This is a genomic window from Aquimarina sp. MMG015 (genome assembly GCF_018100855.1).
Lineage (GTDB): Bacteria > Bacteroidota > Bacteroidia > Flavobacteriales > Flavobacteriaceae > Aquimarina > Aquimarina latercula.
Map to the genome: position 1 here is coordinate 126641 of NZ_JAGJEB010000006.1, position 18474 is coordinate 145114.

7 protein-coding genes are annotated in these 18474 nt (G+C 34.0%); all 7 read left to right on the plus strand.

Annotated features, from left to right (window positions below; all coding sequences use genetic code 11):
- The first annotated feature begins 287 nt into the window (after positions 1-287).
- A complete protein-coding gene (locus tag J8L88_RS12845) occupies positions 288-3572 on the plus strand; it encodes a T9SS type A sorting domain-containing protein (protein WP_211060925.1) in 3285 nt (1094 codons plus the stop codon).
- Between the two features lie 400 nt (positions 3573-3972).
- Entirely contained in the window at positions 3973-8352 is a 4380-nt protein-coding gene (locus tag J8L88_RS12850; RefSeq protein ID WP_051336353.1) for a carbohydrate-binding protein, read from the plus strand.
- A 214-nt stretch (positions 8353-8566) separates the two neighbouring features.
- Entirely contained in the window at positions 8567-10834 is a 2268-nt protein-coding gene (locus J8L88_RS12855; protein WP_211060926.1) for a carbohydrate-binding protein, read from the plus strand.
- A 127-nt stretch (positions 10835-10961) separates the two neighbouring features.
- Complete coding sequence (locus J8L88_RS12860; protein ID WP_211060927.1) at positions 10962-13301, plus strand: carbohydrate-binding protein; 2340 nt, start codon at positions 10962-10964, stop codon at positions 13299-13301.
- A gap of 273 nt (positions 13302-13574) precedes the next feature.
- Positions 13575-15743 (plus strand): glycoside hydrolase family 9 protein, encoded by a 2169-nt coding sequence (locus J8L88_RS12865; protein WP_211060928.1) that lies wholly within the window; start codon positions 13575-13577, stop codon positions 15741-15743.
- A gap of 126 nt (positions 15744-15869) precedes the next feature.
- Positions 15870-17249 carry an MATE family efflux transporter gene (locus J8L88_RS12870; protein ID WP_027395476.1) on the plus strand — a complete coding sequence of 460 codons (1380 nt, stop codon included), beginning with the start codon at positions 15870-15872 and terminating at the stop codon, positions 17247-17249.
- Between the two features lie 139 nt (positions 17250-17388).
- The gene (locus tag J8L88_RS12875) at positions 17389-18459 is read left to right on the plus strand and encodes an OmpA family protein (RefSeq protein ID WP_118386847.1); all 1071 of its coding nucleotides are present in this window, start codon (positions 17389-17391) and stop codon (positions 18457-18459) included.
- Positions 18460-18474 lie beyond the last annotated feature (15 nt).

The following is an 18474-nucleotide window of genomic DNA, read 5'->3' on the forward strand; positions in this document are numbered from 1 at the left end:
CTAAGAATTATTTAATTAAAAAGAAAACATCCTTTATGCGTTTGTCAAGAATATAGCAAACGTATAAAGTGATGTAAACGAACAGAACCAATCGTGATAGTTTAGATCAAAGTATTTAGGGGGAATTATCTGTATGTAGGGTGAAGAGAATTTCGATATAGCCCTAATTTATGTAATGGTCTCAAAATATCTAACGAATTCTTTTTGAATCCTAGCGATTAATAAAATAGAAAAATAATTTTTAAACGTATTTTATACATTTAAAAACCAAAAGCTACTCAAAAACCATGAAAACTAACCAAAAACTTCAATTCATATTGCAAAAATATGTCTTGATATTCTTCTTAACTATAGCATCATCGTTATGTGCTAAGAATATTTATGTTTCTAAAAACGGAAACGATAATAATCCAGGAACACAATCTAAACCATATAAGACAATCGCAAAAGCTTCTTCTGTTGCCCAAGCTGGGGATGTGGTCATCATTGGAGGCGGTACTTATGAAGAACTGTTGCGGCCTGTGCGATCTGGAACAGCAGGGAATCCAATTATATACCGATCCAAAGCTGGAGAAAAGGTAATCATAACAGCAATGCAAGCTGTTAATAATTGGAGTAAAGACCAAGGTAAGATCTATAAAGCACAAGTTACTTGGGATTTAGGACAAGATAATATGACATTACATAATGATAAACTCATGGATCTTGCTAGATGGCCAAACAATGTAACGCAAAACTTATTCAAACGTGATTATTTACCAGCTTGTAATAGAGGTGCTGCAGGAGGTGGGAAAACTTGGTTAAATTATAATGGAAGCCAATCCAATGGACATGCAACGAGTATTCCTCATGCTGGTAAATGGCAAAATGGAGGTTCAATTCATTTTTATGGTGGAGCAGGATTTTTAGCCTGGACGGATTATGTAACGAATTCCTCTTCTAATCGAATAGATTTTAAATTACAAAGAGCGCAAAACTGGATTCAATTAAGGCATAATCCAGGATATACTGGACATGGTATCAAAAAGGGTGAGTTTTTTCTACAAGGAATAAAAGAGGCTTTGGATTATAAAAATGAATGGTTTTATGATAAAAGAAATAAAACACTTTATGTTCAAATTGAAGGTGGAGGATCGCCAGCAAATAATTCTATTCGTTTTAGAAGAAGAACACAGACTATAAATCTAAATAAAAATTACATTCATATTGAAGGAATAGCTGTTTTTGGCGGTTCCATTTATATCAGTGGTAATAATAATAAGTTATATGCGGTTTCAAGTTTTTATGGTAATCATACCTTAGGTGTTATCAATGGATTTGACTCTAGACGACAAAGTGTTCTGATAACAGGTAATAAGAATCTTATTGAAAAATGTGAAATTGCTTGGGGAGCAGGAAATGGAGTTTATGATAAAGGAGATGATAATAGATTGTTGAATTCTTATGTTCATGATTTTAATTATTTAGGTAACTATGATTGTGTGCTAAATACTCGTGGGGCAAAACGAGGAAAATACAGAAATAATACCTTAACTAGAGCTGGTAAAGATGTAATTCAAGCATATGTTGATGGCGGAGAATTTGCATATAATGATATTAGTAATAATAACTTTATCGCCGATGATGGAGGATTACTTTATACGACTAACGCAAGAGCTGCTAAATCATCTATTCATCATAATACTTTTCATGACTCTAAAGCTCGAACTGGTAGATTTAAAGGAGCAGGAATTTATTTAGATAACGATTCTAAAAATTGGGATGTCCACCATAACGTTGTATGGAACACTAAATGGACCAACATACAGATTAATTGGGATGGTACAAACCTCAATATTTTCAATAATACCTTTGCCAAAGGTTCTGCAACTATGGGGGCATGGCACAAGCCAGGTACTCAATTTAGTAATGTAAAAGTTTGGAATAACATAACAGATAAAGAAGCTACAGATCAAGATGGAAATCAAGAAACTGAAAGTACTTGGGAACCGCAGTCCGATAAGCAGAATAACTTGGTAAGCAGAAATTCTTTTAAAAACTATAATAATAATGATTATACCTTAAAATCAGGAGCTCAAGCAATTGATTATGGAAGGGTTATTAGCGGATACACAGATGGTTATCAGGGGAATAAGCCTGATGTAGGAGCTTATGAGTTTGGTGTGCCACCATTTAGAACAGGAATCAACTGGAATTCGGACCTAGGTCCTACAGGAAATGGGTGTTATGGATTACCTGGCGAGGATTGTAATGATACAACTATTCCTGATGAGATAGCATTTGTAAACGCAGCAACATCAATTCAACCACAAACCTCCTATGATTTTAAATTGAATTATAGTGCTTCCACAAATAGAGAAATTGTGGTAGAATTTTGGTCATCAACGGGCTGGTTAGGTCAGCAAATGGTAGCAGTGAATGCCGGTACTGGAACAGCAAATGTTACCGTTGATTTGGCATCTGCACCAACTCCAGGTGCTGGATATATCTACAAAGCACATATTAGACCAGTGGGCACTACCTGGCAAGAAGCTATCGATAGAGATCAGGTGGATAATGTAACTGTTGCTAACCAAACATTTGCGGATAAGGTTTCCTTTAGCAATGCACCAACTACTATTGTACAAGCAACTTCGTATTCATTTGATATTAATTATGAAGCTTCTACCGCCAGAGATATAATATTAGAGTTTTGGTCATCAACTGGTTGGATTGCACAACAAAATGAGCAAGTTGCTAAAGGTATTGGTACAAAAACAATTACTGTTAGCCTACCTAATTTGCCTCCACCTGGAAATGGATATGTTTATAAAGTTCATATCAGACCGTTAAATACATCATGGCAAGATGCCATTGACAGAGATCAAGTAAATAATGTGATAGTAAGTACTCGTTTTACCCAGCTAATCCCAAATGGTATTTATTATATAGAATCTCCTCAGAATAATGAAAGATTATTAGCTCGCGCTTTAGAAAGTCATAGTGCCAGAATGCATAAGCCAGCGAATTTTGATGATCAGAAATGGGAGATTAAGCATATTAGTGATAATTCATATACCATTAAAAATTTAGGAACGAACAGATATTTAGAAGTTCCTTATGCTCGTTGTGAAAATGGAACCAATGTCGCCACTTGGACCGATGATGTAGATTCTCATAAGAAATGGAAAATCGTTAAGAATGGTAATGATATTTATGGGGTAAAACCGATGCATTGTCTTTCTAGAGCATTAGATAGAGCCGGAGGAGTAGTTGGTACGAATGCAACTATTTGGGATTATAATAATACAAATGCGAATCAAAAATGGAAAATTCTCTCCGTAGGAAATAGACAAGACCCTACATCAGATGATTCAGTACTAACGGTATATCCAAATCCTTCCAAAGAATCGATCACTATTCTGGGAGTTGAGGCTAATGATATTATTACTATTTATGATCTAACAGGTAAGATTGTTAAACAAACTAAATTAACCACCAATAATAAATCAGTGAATGTTTCTGATATGGCATCTGGACTTTATGTTTTATCAGTATTTGGTAAGGATAAAGTGCAGTTTGTTAAAGACTAAATCAAAATTTTCAACCCTTTTTTTAAACATGAAAAACATAAATCAAATAGTTAATTAAAAGTTAAAAAATAGTAATTTTCAGTAGGACAAAAGTCCATTTGACCCAATAAGGTAGCATAAGTTATAATAACTATTTTGTTAATTAAATATCGAATTCTAAATGAATTTTAACGAATTCTATTTCCAAAAGAACACTTAATAGTTTTGATAAATTTAATAAGCTTATGAGATCTTAAATTCGAGAAATCTTTCGTTTTTAACTTCGTGTTAAAACTTGTTAACTAACTGTTTGTTAGGTGTTTTGACTCGAAATTAAAAACAATAAAAGACGTTCTTTGAATACTTACACGAACAAAATAAATATCTTAAAACCAAACACACACAAAAAACAATTTAAATCATGAAATTAACTAAACTCAACGTTCTATTAACGTTCTTGTTTCTAGGGTTTTTGCTACAAGCTCAAACACCAGAAGGAGAATTAAAGAGATGGCACAAAGTCACTCTGACCTTTAACGGTCCTAACACCTCAGAGACCGCAAACCCAAATCCTTTTTCGGATTATCGATTGGATGTAACATTTACACATCAAGGTAGTAATACTAGTTATACTGTACCAGGATATTTTGCCGCTTGCGGAAATGCAGAAAATAATAGTTGTGATTCCGGTAATAAATGGCGAGTAAATTTTGCTCCAGATCAGACAGGTACATGGAATTGGTCGGCTTCTTTTAAATCAGGATCCAATGTAGCAATTAATGGTGGAGGATCTAATGCTGGATTTATGAATGGTGATACGGGATCTTTTAATATTGCTGAATCAAATAAGTCAGGAAGAGATTATAGAAGTAAAGAACTTGGAAGGCTTAAGTATATTGGAGAACATTATTTAAAGCATGTAGGAACAAATCCCAGTAATCCGAATGGACCTTGGTTTGTAAAAGCTGGAGCAGATTCTCCAGAAAATGCTTTTAACTATGTAGATTTCGATGCTACACCAAGTTATAATAATAACCTTAATAAAATAGGAAATAAAACGTGGCAACCACATCAAAGAGATTATGTAGCTGCTGATGCATCTTCTTATACTTGGTCGAATGGTAAAGGAACAGAAATTTTAGGTATGATCAACTACCTATCTGGTCAAGGAGCTAATGTTGTTTCTTTTTTAACATGGAACACTTCTGGAGATGGAGGAGCAGTTTTTCCGCATGTTTTGAAAGTTTCTGAACAAGAGTATGGAAACACAGCAAGAGGCCAACAATGGGATAAGGTTCATCACGATAGATTTGATGTGTCCAAAATGGCTCAATGGGAAAAAGTAATGGAGTATGCTGATAAAAAAGGAGTATATCTTCATTTTAAAACCATGGAGACGGAGAATGATAATAAAATGGATGGTGATAATTTCGGAAGAGAAAGAAAATTATACTATCGTGAATTAATTGCAAGATTTAGTCATCATTTAGCACTAAACTGGAATTTAACAGAAGAAACTACTTTAAAAGATCAAGTAGCAAAATCGACTGCAACTTATATTAAAAATGTGGATCCATATGATCATAATATTGTGATTCATACATATCCAAATCAACAAGACCAGCGATATAATCCATTGTTAGGAAACAACTCTGATTTAACCGGGGCTTCTATCCAAACAGGAAAAAACAACGTTCATAATGATGTGCGAAGATGGTTAGAAAAGTCTAGAAATTCAGGTAAAAAATGGGTAGTTGCTAATGATGAGCAAGGTCCTGCTTCTACAGGAGTTAGAATTTCTGATAAAGAAGTAAGGCATAGAATTTTATGGGCTACTCTTATAGCAGGAGGAACAGGAGTAGAGTATTACAGTGGTTATACTAATGATGATGGTGATATAAACGGAAATGATCAGCGTAAAAGAGGTAATAAGTATAAAGAAGGAGGTTATGCACTTAGCTTTTTTAATCGTTATCTCCAGTCAGATATGGTGAACATGGTAAGTTCTGACGGTGTAACTTCGGATAATAACGATTATGTATTAGCAAAATCGGGTAGCATCTATGCAGTCTATAGACCTAATGGAGGATCTACAGGATTAAGTTTACCAGGAGGTAATAATAAATACGATGTACAATGGTATAATCCACGTTCTGGGGGAAATTTATCCACTAAACAAACTCTTGGAAACAATCTTGTTGCTCCAGATAATAATGACTGGGTAGCCCTAGTAACAAGTAAGGATGGTGATAATAATGGTGGAGGAAATTGTGGTACAATTTCTATGCAGGCAATTACAGATTTCCCTACACTTTCGGTAGCGGGTTTTTCACCTGCTTATAAAGATAATGCTCGAAATGCTCTAGCAATTAATGCCGCACAATACAAAGATAAGTTTGCTGCTGCAGAAGCTACTTTTAATGGAGATTCTGGAACTTATGATATCAATTTAGCTACACTTACAGAAATTGATGGCGAATCAACATACAGAGTTTCTGTTAATGGAACACGTATTGGTGAGTTTGTAAACCCTACAACTACTACTGATTATACTGCATCGGGGAGAACTTTTACAGGTGTTCAGGTTACTAAAGGTGATAAAATTAGAGTAGAATTTAACTCTCATACCAATGGTACCATACCAGAAGGTAATAGTACTGCATATTCTAGAGGAAGATGGACAGCTTTAAACTTCACTTGTACTGACAACGGTGGTGATGGAGGCGACGGCGGAGACGGCGGCGGTGATGGAGATAACTGTATCCCAACAGAACAAAATGGAATCCTAGCTGTAGAAGCAGAGAAGTTTGAAAGTCAAACTAAAGTAGCTGATAGAAAATGGTACGTGTTAGATGGTAGTGGAGCTTCAACTCCTACACCAGATCCGGATCCAGATCACTCTAATGGAGCTAGTGGAGGCGGATACTTAGAAATCTTGCCAGATACGCGAGTAACTCATAGTGATCCATTAGTAAACGGAGTAAGTTTTTCTAATACTCCTGGACAAGTAGCGATCATCGATTACAAAGTTAAGTTTACAAGTGCTGGAAGATACTTTGTATGGGTTAGAGCACATTCTACTGGATCCGAAGATAATGGAATTCATGTAGGATTAAATGGAAACTGGCCAGCATCAGGTGCAAGAATGCAATGGTGTGCTGGTAAAAACCAATGGACTTGGGAAAGTAAGCAAAGAACCAATGCAAATCACTGTGGAGAAGCGCAAAAGATCTATTTAGATATTCCTTCTGCAGGAGTGCATACAATCTCTTTCTCTATGAGAGAAGATGGTTTCGAAATGGATAAATTTGTATTGTCAAAAGCTTATAATAAGCCATCAGGTGCAGGACCAGATGTATTCTATACAGATTGCCAGGATCAAAATACCGCTCCTCAAGTTTCTGTGACATCTCCTGCCAATGGTGCAAGCTTTGATATAGGTCAAGCAATTCCATTAGTGGCTAATGCTTCTGATAGCGATGGATCTATTGCAAAAGTTGAATTTTATATAAATAACAACTTAACAGCTACAGAGCAAGTAGCACCTTACGAAACATCAACAACTATTAATGCTGCAGGTAGCTATACAATTACTGCAAAAGCTACTGATAATGAAGGAGCAACTAAGACGTCTTCTCCAGTAAATATAACTGTTAAAGATGATTCTACTCCACCAACTGATGCAATCGATATTCCTGGTTCTTTTGAAGCAGAAGATTTTGAGTTAAAATCAGGAAGTGTACGAATAGAAAATACTCCAAATAGTACTGGTAAAAACCTTGGGTTCATTAACAATGGAGATTTCGTATCATACAATGTAAATGTTGATGCAACTAGCGAGTACACTTTTGATTTCTATGCATCTACTAAAGGAACAGGTGGTACAGTGGATATTCTTGAAGCAGGAACAGTTGTAGGATCTGTATCAATTCCGGTTAATGGACAATGGCATGATTACAAGAAGTATTCTACCTCAGTGTCTCTTTCCTCAGGAGAAAAAGAATTGAGATTCGTATTCAAAGGAGGAACTGGATATCTGTATAATGTGGATAAAGTGGTTACAACAAAAATACAACCAGTAGAGCAAACAGTAACACTTAATCCAATACATGATGCATATATGCAAGGATCTACAGGATTCAATAACGATATGGTTCGTATAGAATTAAATAAGAGAACGGGATATTTAATGTTTGACCTTTCTTCTATAAATGGAACTATTACGAAAGCAGACTTAAAGTTTACTATATATTCTGATCCTGGAAATGGTAATATTAGTGTAACCAAAGGAAGTACTAATAACTGGACCGAAGCAAATTTGTCAAATTCAAACAAACCTGGAAAAGGAACCCAATTAGGTTCGTTAAATGCTAATTTCCCAGAAGGAAGCATAAAGACGATTCCATTAAAAACTGGGCAGATATCTGGAAATAGACTTTCGTTGATTATTGATGCTGTTTCTGGGAATGATTTTGCTTTTGCATCTAAAGAAAATGGATCCGTATCGAAGCCTCAGTTAGTAATTACATATACTACAAATAGGGATGATGGACAGGTTGAGGATGATATTACATTATATCCGAACCCAGTTGTGGATGTAATTAATATTTCTGGTTCAACTGCAGGAAAGACAATCAAGGTATTTAATACTGTTGGTATTCTTGTGAAAGAAGTAGTACTAACCGATGGTCAAAATACTGTTGACATGAGTAATTTATCATCTGGATATTACATCATAAATATTTTAGAAGCAGGTAAAACGAATAAGATTCTTTCGGCTAAGAAAGTATTAAAGCGTTAATCAAGTTCTTTCATCTTTTATTAGATCAAAATAAAATTTAAAAAGAAGGATAGGAAAATAGGCGGTCATTTAAAGACCGCCTTTTCCCCTAACTTATTATTAAATATAAGAAGTAAAGTGTTTTAAAACCTTTACCAAAAATGTTAAGATACTCTTGTATTATACAATCTGAAAAAGATTGGATTTTGATCTAAAAAACAAAACGATTTTAATCATGGAAAAAAATAACAAATCAATCATATTCTTATTGTTATGTGTGATAACAGTAAGTGTTTTTGCACAACCAACACCTCCAAATGGTAAGAAGTGGGAAAAAATAGACATCATGTCTGATGAGTTTAATGGTTCTTCATTAAATACTAATAAATGGGCAATAAATAGTCCTCAATGGGAAGGTAGAAAACCTGCCAGATTTGAAACATCATCAGTTTCTGTTGAGAACGGAGACCTTAAAATTTCTGCTTCTAAAAAGGCAAACCCATTTAATGGTTGGACTCATAACGGAGGTCTGGTTAGATCCTTAACAAAAAATACATACGGATATTACGAAACGCGAATGAAAGGTAATAAAACCTTTATGTCATCCACGTTTTGGCTTATTAATCAACGAAATGAAGGTAGTGGATGTAATCTTCGCGTTACAGAGTTAGATATTACGGAGACGGTAGGTGTTAACTCTAATGGAGCTAATTGGGTGGATAATATGATCACTAATATGAATTCCAATACGCATAGTAGAAATACAAATTGTAATAATACGCCTGTTGGGCAACAAGGAAACAAAGCTCCACTAGGAGAAGCTTCTTGGAAAAATTATCATACTTATGGAGTTTGGTGGAAAAGTAAAAGTGAAATTTTATTTTATCTAGATGGTCAGTTTGTTGGGCAAATTAAGCCACCAGCAGATTTTAATCTTCCTATGTACTTGCGTATGGTAGTGGAGACCTACGATTGGAATCCACCAAAAAATGGTCAGGATGGAATAAATGATTCTTTGGAAAATCGAACTACATATTATGATTGGGTACGCTCTTATAGATTAGTGGATGATGCAAATCCTAATACTCCTCCAACAGTTAATGTTACGGCACCTACAAATGGAGCAGATTATCAGGTTGGTCAAACGATACCTTTAAAAGCGAATGCATCCGATAGTGATGGATCTATCTCTAAAGTAGAGTTTTTTGTAAATAATAACTTAATAGCAACAGAGCAAGTTGCTCCATATGAAACAACTACGGTTATTAATTCGGCAGGAAGTTACACTATCACAGCAAAGGCCACTGATAATGATGGAGCTGTTGCTACATCACAAGCTGTAAATATTGTTGTTAAAGATGATTCGGTTCCGCCAATTGATGTAATTAAGATACCAGGATCATTCCAGGCAGAAAGTTTTGAATCAAAATCGGGGAGTGTTCGTATAGAAAATACTCCTGGAACAAACGCTGGTAAAAATTTAGGGTATATTAAAAATGGAGATTTTACTAATTACACTGTAACTATAGATGCAACAAGTGAATATACACTCGATATATATGCCTCAAGTCAGGGAGTCGGAGGGAAAGTAGATATCTTAGAATCTGGATCTGTTGTAGGTTCTATAAATATTCCAGTTACTGGACAATGGCATAGTTATAAGAAATACTCTACTACTATTTCTTTGACTTCAGGAGAAAAAACATTGAGATTATCTTTTAAAGGAGGTTCTGGATATTTATATAACATTGACAAAGTTGTTGCTACAAAGATTCAGCAAGTGGAACAAACTATTATATTATCGCCAATTCACGATGCATATCTACAGGGATCAACGAGATATAACTCTGAGCTGGTTCGTATTGAGAATAACCGTCGTTCGGGATATTTGATGTTTGATTTATCGTCAATTAATGGGACAATAACAAAAGCGGATCTTAAGTTCACTGTATATTCGGATGCTGGAAATGGGAATATTGCTGTTAGTAAAGGAAATAGTAATAATTGGACAGAAACTAATTTATCCAATTCGAATAAGCCAGGAAAAGGAACACAATTAGGATCATTAAATACGAACCTTCCAATCGGTAGCACAAAAACAATTCCTTTAAAAACAGCACAAATTTCCGGTAATAAAATTTCATTTGTTATCGATGCTCTTTCGGGAAATGATTTTGCATTCGCTTCGAAAGACAATTCATCAGTCTCCAAACCTCAATTGGTGGTTACTTATACTACAAGTCGAAGTGATGAGAATAACTCGAATATTATAAAATTATATCCTAATCCAGTGGTAAACACAATTAACTTTTCTTCTGACATGGAAGGCCAAATAGTTAAAGTGTTTAATGTTAATGGAGTATTGATGAAAGAAACTACTTTAGAAGCTGGTCAAAATTCTATTGATGTAACTAGCTTGTCATCTGGATATTATATTATCAATGTTTTAGAAGCGGGTAAGTCAAATAAATTAATTGTTTCTAAGAAAATAGTTAAACAATAAGAATCAATTATAACAAGAAATACTAGCTAACTACTAGTATTATTTACACAAACTCAGTATGTAGAAACTATCCCCTGAAAAAGGGATAGTTTCTCTTCTTTAATTTTAGAAGAAAACTCAAAAAAAAATGAAAAATTTATTTTCAAAAAAATATAAATATTCTACGCAGAAAACTATAGGAAGTATGCTGTTTCTATTGATTTTTATAACCACTCAATTAGAAGCCCAATTGAGAGTAGGAGATCCAGGAGTTACTTTTGATTCGGAAAAATTTGATAACCGTTATCAACAAATGAAAGAATGGGAAAAAGCCGGTGTTAGAGGTGGTATCCCTTTTTTAAAAGACATTAAAATTGTAAAAACTCTAACTAATGGCGCGGATAGTGATGCAATTAATAGGGCAATTGAGGATGCATCTAAACAAAACGGATTGGTAGCAGTGTTTTTGAAAAATGGAACCTACAATATCAATAAACGAGTTTCCATGAAATCAAATGTCTCTTTGATAGGAGAGAGTAGAGAAGGTGTTAAATGTATCATTAGGATGAATAGTAGTAATGCCTTTAGTTTTTATAAGGTTAGTAAAAGTGGAATATATACTCTAACAATCGAAGGGAGTTGGGGAAAACCAAAATACGACTGGAATTATAGTTTAAGTGCTAACGATGAATTAAGAGGTAATGATAATATATCTGTTAAGTTTAATGATTCTCCTGACTGTTGGTTAGATAAAGTAAATATTATTAATTCTGCAAGAGATCCAGTAAGGGTTCCTTCTAACCATGTAACATTGAGAGATTTAATGGTAGATGGAGCTCATAAAAAAGCAGGTGGTGCGCAAGGATATTTTTTTATACAAGGAGCTTATAATCTTATTACAGGATGTAAGGTTACCCGTTTACGACATATATCTTTACAAGGAAGTAACGTTGAATATAATGTGGTGTATGATAATGATTTTAGGCAAGAAGTAAGTTTCCATAGTGGTGATAATGGAAATAACCTAATAGAAAATAACAGAATTACATTACCTAGAGATATGCCTAACTCTAAAGCTGATACACCAAATGCGGCTTATAACAATAGAAATGAACCCAACTACTATGCAATTATGGGACCTTGGTCCATCCAACATCAAAATTCAAAAAAACCAAACTTTATATATAGGAATAATTGCCTTGAAGAAAATCATAATAATATTAAACCATGGTCAGATCCTAATTTATTGTACAAAGGACCTCGAGAAGTAAAACCTTCGAATCCTGCAACAAATTTTCCGGCGTTATCAGCGAGTGAATCTCCAAAAGGAGGAACGCTATACCCTGTGGTTTTAAAAGATGAAAACCCAATAAGATCAATTCCAGGAACATTCGAAGTCGAGGATTTTACAAGAAAATCAGGTAATGTTCGTGTAGAAAATACACCAGGAACTTCTGGCAAAAACCTTGGATTTATAAAAAATGATAACTACACCGATTACACGATAAATGTCGATTCTAGTGGTGAGTATATATTTGATATTTATGCTTCTAGTAATGGAACTGGAGGAAAAGTAGATATTTTAGAAACAGGATTTATTGTTGGTACGATAAATATTCCGGTAACAGGACAATGGCATAATTACAAGAAATATTCCACTACTGTTTCTTTAACTTCAGGAGAAAAAACATTGAGATTATCTTTTAAAGGAGGTTCTGGATATTTATATAACATTGACAAAGTTATCGCAACAAAGATCCAGCAAGTAGAGCAAACAGTTACTTTAATTCCAATACAAGATGCTTATTTGCAAGGATCAACTAGACACAATCTTGATATGATTCGAATTGAGCATAATCGACGTTCAGGGTATTTGATGTTTGATTTATCATCAATCAACGGAACTATAACAAAAGCTGATCTTGAGTTTACTGTATATTCAGATGCTGGAAATGGGAATATTGCTGTTAGTAAAGGAAATAGTAATAATTGGACAGAAACTAATTTATCCAATTCCAATAAGCCAGGAAAAGGAGCACAATTAGGATCATTAAATACGAATCTTCCAATCGGTAGCACAAAAACAATTCCTTTAAAAACAACACAAATTTCTGGTAATAAAATTTCATTTGTTATCGATGCTCTTTCGGGAAATGATTTTGCATTTGCTTCAAAAGAAAATATATCAGTCTCAAAACCTCAATTGATTATCACTTATACTACAAATCGAAGTGATGAAAATACATCGAAGGATGTGCTATTGTATCCTAATCCAGTGGTAAATACCATTAATTTTTCTTCTAATATAGAAGGTCAAATAGTTAAAGTATTCAATGTTAATGGAGTGTTGATGAAGGAAACTGTTTTAGAAGCTGGTCAAAATTCTATCGATGTAGCCAATCTGTCATCGGGTTATTATATAATCAATGTTTTGGAAGCTGGTAAATCAAATAAATTAATTGTTTCTAAGAAAATAGTTAAGCAGTAAAGCAGGTAAAACTATAAGAGTAAATACTAGTTAACTACCAGTATTATTTGCACAAACTCTGTATAGAGAAACTATCCCTTAAAAAAGGATAGTTTCTCTTCTTAATTTTAGAATAACAAGAAAAAGGTCTTTGTAAGAATTTTTTTCAAATAGCATAAAAATATCTTATCACTCTCTTAACAATGAAAAAAAACAGCAATATGTAACCTGAAAAAAGAGTTATGAAAACCTTTAACCTCACATAAATTAAAATAATACACAAATCATTTAGACATGAAAAAAAACTTACGAAACTTATTGTTAATCTTTTTAGGATTACAAGGGACACAGGTCGTCGCACAACACAATTATGGTGAAGCTTTACAAAAATCAATATTGTTTTATGAATCACAACAATCAGGGGTTCTTCCAGATTGGAATAGAATTAGCTGGCGTAGTAACGCCGGTGTAAATGATGGGCAAGATGTTGGATTAGATCTAACTGGTGGATGGTTTGATGCTGGAGATCATATAAAGTTTGGTTTCCCAATGGCATTTTCCGTAACTGCATTAAATTGGGGGTTTTTAGAATATAAAGATGGTTATGATGCTGTGAATCAAACAGAACATTACAAGAGAAACATAAAATGGGTAACAGATTATTTTATAAAATGTCACCCTTCTAAATTTGAATTTTATGCTCAAGTTTCTAAAAAGGGACAAGATCATAATTTTTGGATGCCTGCCGAGATGATAGATGTACATCCGCAATATGGTCAAAGAGAATCTTATAAATTAGACGTGGATCACCCAGGAACAGAAGTAGTTTGTGAAACAGCTGCTGCTTTAGCTTCTGCTAGTATTATATTTAAAGACAGTGACCCTACATATAGCGCTACTTTATTACAACATGCTAAAGATCTATATGAATTTGGAGAAACGTATAAAGGAAAATATACTGAAGAAGGTGGAATTCCAGCTGTTGGGACTTATTCTTCTGGAGGGTATGAAGATGAATTAAGTTGGGGTGCTTTATGGTTGTACAAAGCAACAGGAGATAATACGTATCTTCAAAAAGCTGAAGCCGCTTATGGAGAACCAGATTATCTATGGAGTTTTGTATGGGATGATAAGCGATATGGAAATATGGTTTTATTAGCGCAGCTTACAGGAAAGCAACAATATATTGATAATACAGAAAGACATTTGCAGTTTTGGATAGACAATGAGAATGGTATAACATACTCTCCTGGAGGTCAGGCGCATCTTACACAATGGGGATCTTTACGTCATTCTATGAATGCAGCATTAACAGCTTTAATATTTAGTGATACTGTAGATACTCCAAATAAGCAAGAATATCACGATTTTGCTGTTGATCAAGTTAATTATGCTTTAGGAGATAACCCTAATAATCGTAGTTTAGTTACTGGTTATGGAGTAAACCCTCCTACAAAACCACACCATAGAGGACAACATTCTAGTTGGATAAGAAGTGAAAGTATTCCAGAAGAATCAAGACATACACTTTGGGGCGCATTAATGGGAGGACCAGGAAACCCTGATGATGTTTTTGTAGAGAATAGATCAGATTTTCAAGCTAATGAAGTTGCTTGTGACTATAATGCCTGTTATCAAGGAGTTTTAGCTAGAATGGTAATGGAATTTGGAGGTACTGCATTGGATAATTTTCCGCAAGAAGAGCAAGCGAATACTGAATTTCTTAATGAAACGAAAATCAATAGTGAGTCAGGAAGATTTACAGAATTGGCAATTTGGCTAAATAATAGGTCAGCTTGGCCTGCAAGAATTCCGGGAAGTTTAACAGCACGTTATTTTATTGATATTACCGAAGGAATTAATGCAGGATATACACCTAGTGATTATGAAATTACTAGTCGAGGAAATGGTCAAGCTACAGGAGGTTTACAAGTGTGGAATGCAGATGACAATATATATTTTGTTGAGGTAGCTATTGATAATGAAAATATGCCTTTTCCAGGTGGGCAAGGAGAACATCGAAAAGAAATTCAAGTAAGAGTTTCAGTGCCTAATGACGCTTCTGATAGTTCTTGGGATCCTACTAATGATTATTCTTATGAAAATTTAAGTAATACACTTATCGAATCAGAAAAAGTTCCTATTTATGCTGATGGGGTATTAGTTTGGGGTACGGAGCCTTCAAGGTCATTATCTGTAACTGATTTTGATGTGTTAGGACTACAGTTATTTCCTAATCCTGCAAAAAATGTAATCTACATTTCTGGAGATTTAACAAAGATTCAAAATTCGACTGTTGTGATCTCTGGAATAACCGGAAATATCATAAAATCTATTACAGTATCTGACGTTGCTACAGATAGGATTTCGATACCAACTTGGAATTTATCATCTGGGATGTACTTTGTTAGTTTAACTTCTAATACTGGTGCTAAAGCGACTACCAAGTTTATGAAGAATTAATATGATCGTTTTATATCTATAAAAGAAGGTGCTTATTTGTAAGCACCTTTTTTTAGTAAAGTTGTTTTAAAACAAGAAGTAATTCTGTTACTAATCTCCCTATATTTGTAGGTTCAATATGTACAGATGCTTTATCAATACACAAAAGAGTTTAGTTATAATCTGAAGTTGGCAGCCCCAGTAATGTTGGGTATGTTGGGACATACTTTTGTGGGATTAATTGATAACATTATGGTGGGGCAATTAGGTACTGCGGAATTAGCTGCAGTATCTCTAGGAAATAGTTTTATGTTCATTGCGATGTCTCTAGGTATTGGTTTTTCTACTGCAATAACACCTCTGGTAGCAGAAGCAGATGGAGAAGATAATTTTAGCAAAGGTAAATCAGCATTTAAGCACGGATTATTTTTGTGTACAACCTTAGGTATAGTTTTATTTTTAGGGATATTATTAGCGAAACCACTTATGTACTTTATGAGACAACCAACAGAAGTGGTTGAGTTGGCGATACCATATTTGGACTTAGTTGCAGTCTCATTAATTCCTTTAATTATTTTTCAAGCTTTTAAACAGTTCTCCGATGGATTGTCAATGACCAAATATCCAATGTATGCAACATTAATTGCGAATATTGTTAATGTGGTGTTGAATTATTTGCTAATTTTTGGGAAGTTCGGTTTCCCTCAGATGGGGATAGTAGGAGCAGCAGTAGGAACATTAGTTTCTAGATTTGTTATGGTAATCTTTTTATGGTTTTTTCTGAAATATAAAGAGAGATCAAAAGCGTATGTGTCTAATATTAAATTCTTTTCTCTCCAAAAAAACATGTTGAAAAAAATAGTTACATTAGGTTTTCCTTCTGCATTACAGATGTTTTTTGAAGTTGCTATTTTTACGTCGGCTATTTGGATCTCGGGTATTTTAGGTAAAAATCCGCAAGCAGCCAACCAGATAGCATTGAATTTGTCGGCAATGACTTTTATGGTAGCTATGGGATTGAGTGTTGCTGCGATGGTTAGAGTAGGGAATCAAAAAGGATTGAAAAAATATAAAGAACTCAGAAGAATTGCTTTTTCGATATTCTTATTAACTTTTTTTATTGAAATTGTATTTGCATTATGTTTTGTTATTTTTAATAATGTTCTTCCCGAGATTTATTTAGATGTTAACGACACAGAAAATTTAGCGGATAATACAGAAGTAATTGGAATCGCTGCGAAACTTTTGATCATTGCTGCATTGTTTCAGATATCCGATGGAATACAAGTGGTAGTTCTTGGTGCGCTACGAGGATTACAAGATGTTAAAATACCTACTGCTATTACATTTTTTGCGTACTGGGTTGTTGGTTTTCCTGTTAGTTATTATCTAGGTTTATATACTGAATATAAAAGTTCAGGTATTTGGATAGGACTATTGGCAGGGTTAACAACATCGGCAATATTACTTTATTTTAGATTCAATTATTTAAGTAAAGATCTAATGTTAAAAAAAGGTAATGCGTAATCTTTTTTGACTTTTACAATATAGATAGTTTTAGATCGTTTCTTTTTTTGGACTAGTTTTTGTTACTTGTCAAAGTATATTTCATATTAAGAAATATTTAACTATATTTCGAATATATCTAAACCTGAAAAGAAAAGAGATGAATAGCCCAAAATCTAACCTTTACCTTTTACTTTTTGCGATTTTTAGTGTTAGTTTTAGTAACACTATTAATGCGCAAAATTTAATTCCTAATCCAAGTTTTGAAGAAACGAATGCAGCTGTTAGAAAATTAAAGCATGAGATGCGAAACTTTGGTGTCATTTCACATTGGAAATCTTTAACAAATACACCTGATGCACACCATCCAGCTGTAAGCGAAGTAAAGTTTGACCATAAAGCACCTGGATTTCTAAAGCAATTTGGTCCTCAGGCTCCTAGAACAGGTGAGTCTAAAGTAGGATTATATGTAACGGGTAACAATACGAAAGAATCCATTGTTACGAAATTGGTTAGCCCTTTAAAAGCGGGGAAGTATTATTATTTTCATATGTATGTGTCACTTGGAGAAGGAAGAGTTAGTAATTCGTGTACTTCATCAATAGGTTCTTATTTTACAGCTAGGGTTCCTAGGATTACAGAAACATCAACTTATAAACTGCACATAGAATCTTCAGAGATGATTTGTGATACAAAAGAATGGACGAAAGTTTGCGGAGTTTATAAAGCTAAGGGAACTGAAAAATATATCTCTTTAGGGTATTTTTCGGATACACCTAATGGAAAATCATTAAAAGGTGGACCATTTAACGATGCATATTATTATATAGATGATGTAGAGCTTAGAGAAATGCAAGATGTGCAAGGTGTAGCAGTGGATAATATCTGTGATATGGCACTTGACTTTTCTGATATAGAATACCTAATCGGAGAAAGTGAAGTTTATGAAGAGATTAAAACAGCACTTGATTCTTATCTTCAATATCTTAAAGTCTTTAAGTTTGATAGTATTAAAATAGTTGGTCATGCGAATGATTCTGAAATTGAATTTGAAAATGAAATTCTTTCATCTGCTAGAGCTGGATTTGTTAAAGATTACTTGATAGAAAATGGAATTGACGAAACCCTGATTGAATATGTGGGTGTTAGTAATACAGAACCTAAAGAAGGAGAAGGTATAGATAATTCAGAATTGGGTTCTAACGCTAGAGTTCAAATTATTATAGAATAAATCCTAATAAAGACA